A 2664-nucleotide genomic window follows, 5' to 3' on the forward strand; every position below is an offset into this window, starting at 1 on the left:
TTATTCAAAAACCTGCAAAAAATCCGCATTGTTAAGTCCGACAGGCTGCTAGGCATGGATAATTACGGGTTAACAGTATTCTTGAACGCCCCTCTCGTTCGTTTTTTCGTTGGCCAGTTGATTATCATGACACCGACCATCCCTAAAACGCTCCCGACGGTCAATTGCAAAACAACATGGCGCAAGGTGCCGGCATTAATCTGGCATCCCTTCAGGATGCGCCGTACTTTTTGACAATCGGCATGAAAACATGCCATAATGCCCAGAATAACCGCATAATTACGGCCTATTACGCATGTATGGCTTTCCCATTGGCAATGTGAGGCAATGCAAGGAAAATGACAGTAATTAAAGTTTTATGGCAACTTCTGGCAACTGCTAACGGTTCGCAGTTGGGCAACTGTCAACGGTTGACGGTTGGGCAACTGCCGTATGGGTGCCATCGGGGTCATATCCTGCCCACGGCATAGCTACAGGATGGCCTAGGACTGGTCCTGATACGTGGCGAGGGTCATGACAGCGGACGGGCGTCCGGCGTGGCGTAGGTCGTTTGGTGAACTTGTAGCGGTTACAAGTTGGTGGTGGTGACGGTGCCAGGGTAAAACGAAACGCCCCCCGATTTCTCGAGGGGCGCTCGTCAACCGCCAGGACCATCTACAGGATGGCCAGGGACACAAAACCAACTATCAGGAACCGGAAAGGATCAATTTGCAGGCGTCCGTATTGCCAGGGGCAATCCCGATCATGCATTCAAACGAGCACCGCTCGCCGCGCAAGTTGGGGACAAACCAACTTGTCACCAAAATTTTCATTCCAAGCGCTGGCAGGTCCACCGGCGATGATGTCAGCGACTTTGTTTCGAAGCGGGCAGGCACGCCCACGGCGGCAACCAAGGCGTTGCGGTCGCAGACGGCACCCAGCACGCCGGGCGACGCGGTAAAGTCGGCCTCCCAAATCCCGCCAGGGAAAAGCACGTTCGACCTGTCAGCCAGCAGGGGCCATGACGCCAGATTGGCCATGATGGAACTGTCCAAAATCAAAGCGCGGCTGGCAGATTTCAAACCGGCGACGGCCAGGGACACTTCATTGAGGCCGAACGCGGTTGGCGCAATGGTGCAGAGCGTGCCAAATCCGTTGGCGCTTTTCAGTTGCGCGGCCACCAAATTCCAAAGGGTTTGACTGAATTTTTTGAGGTTCGCCCCCATTAGCCGGGCAATGGTCAGCCCGCCGGATTTGTCGCGGGAGTTTACGCCAAAGATTTGTGCAACGTGCGCGGGTTGTACCCCAAGGGCGTCAACCGTGCTGCCAAAATCGGTTTCAAAATCACTCGGATTGATTTTTGTGGCGGGAGTCTGGGTGACATTCATCACTTCAACCCGCACGCCCGGCGCTTCGGGGTGCAAGTCGGTTGTGGTGCAGCACGCCTCAATAGGCGCGCAAAGAGTTTTCATCTGCTCAATAACGCAACTGCCAAGGTGTTCAACGGTGACGGAATTGGTATTTCCCATAGGTTTTTTTTAGGTTCGATTTTTGTTGGTTCAGATTTTGACGATATGCTCCAGCGCACGGCGCGGAGAAAATGCGTAGTTGTAATTACCGCTGTCTCGGTCGGCACGGGCGCGGATTTTTCGCGCAGCATCGCGAATTTCCCGCCCAGCGTCGGCATTCACGGTTGCGGGCAACCATCGCGATAGACTCTGGTTTTCACTTTCAACTTTTTGGGCCAGTTGCTCGGCAAAGTCCGCCCAGCGTCGCCAGATCGGCACCACCCATTTTTCAACCTGGATGGCGTTAGACTCGCCAACGCTACGCCAGGCCTCCTGTCCGGCCTCGGCGGCCTTGAAAGCGTCATCCCATGACGTCGGCGCCGGTGGAGTCTTGCCAGCCGCAACCTCATTGCGGAATTTTTCCAAGGCTTTCGCATGATTCTTGTGAACAGCATCGCGGCCATTTTCCGCCATAGCATCCCAAACGCGGTCCGCCACGGCCTGCAAATCCTTGGCGCGCGCCTTTTCCTCTTGGGTGAGGGTAAAGCCGATCTCGCTGGTAATGTCCGCCAGCAGGGTTTCCCAGCTTCGGGCCGGTGTTCCAATCGCCTTATCAAGGGCGCTCAGTAATTTTTTGCCAATCTCGTTAGCCATACCAATGGCGCGAAGTTTAATAAATTCCGCTGCCGGTTTCCTAATCCTTTGCTAGTGTAGCTAATTCACGCTTTACGACGTTTAATAATTGCGAGACGCGGCCAGGCGATAGGCGAAGCTTCCGCGCAAGTTGGCGCTGGGTGACGGCGTTGTCATGCAGCAAATGCGCCAGCAGGATCACCCGCCGGCCAACGGCCACGGCAGGCGCTTCACCGGACGCAAGGAATTGAATCACGCGGCGGAATAGTTCCTGCCGGGCGCGCGCGTCGTCACGGTCTTGGGGTTCCTGGGTGCCGTCCATGGCGTCATAATCAAACCCGGTCTGGCCTATCCGGTTCCCATCGTCATCAAATGCGGTGTCATTCACGGCTGGGCTCCTTGGTTATCATTTCGCCCAGACTGGCGCGGCAATCAGCACAGAGCTTGTCAAAGGCGGGTTTCGTTACGCCATAAATCCCGATTTCATCAAGCCCTTTACAGCGCACCGGCATTTCAGAAACCAGCAGGCGTTCAAGGCTGCAAA

At 55.3% G+C, this 2664-nt stretch carries 4 protein-coding genes; 1 reads left to right on the forward strand and 3 read right to left on the reverse strand.

Translation table 11 applies throughout. The annotated features are described in order from the left end of the window. Positions 1–234: hypothetical protein (locus WCO56_29480; GenBank protein MEI7733733.1), on the forward strand; the 234-nt coding region annotated here is incomplete at its 5' end. Between the two features lie 452 nt (positions 235–686). Here the strand turns inward: WCO56_29480 and WCO56_29485 are convergent. From WCO56_29485 to WCO56_29495, 3 genes are read right to left on the reverse strand one after another with little or no spacing between them, the layout of a single operon-like run. Further along, positions 687–1508 (reverse strand): hypothetical protein, encoded by an 822-nt coding sequence (locus WCO56_29485; protein ID MEI7733734.1) that lies wholly within the window; start codon positions 1506–1508, stop codon positions 687–689. 30 nt (positions 1509–1538) lie between these two features. Then, positions 1539–2141 (reverse strand): hypothetical protein, encoded by a 603-nt coding sequence (locus WCO56_29490; GenBank protein ID MEI7733735.1) that lies wholly within the window; start codon positions 2139–2141, stop codon positions 1539–1541. A 40-nt stretch (positions 2142–2181) separates the two neighbouring features. Next, positions 2182–2508, reverse strand: a complete 327-nt coding sequence (locus WCO56_29495; protein MEI7733736.1) for a helix-turn-helix domain-containing protein — start codon at positions 2506–2508, stop codon at positions 2182–2184. Between the last annotated feature and the right edge of the window lie 156 nt (positions 2509–2664).

The organism is Verrucomicrobiota bacterium, from assembly GCA_037139415.1.
Taxonomy (GTDB): domain Bacteria; phylum Verrucomicrobiota; class Verrucomicrobiia; order Limisphaerales; family Fontisphaeraceae; genus JBAXGN01.

Coding starts and splice junctions, on each gene's coding strand:
- WCO56_29490 (MEI7733735.1), bottom strand. CDS start 2,141: ATGGCTAACGAGATTGGCAAAAAATTACTGAGCGCCCTTGATAAGGCG.
- WCO56_29485 (MEI7733734.1), bottom strand. CDS start 1,508: ATGGGAAATACCAATTCCGTCACCGTTGAACACCTTGGCAGTTGCGTT.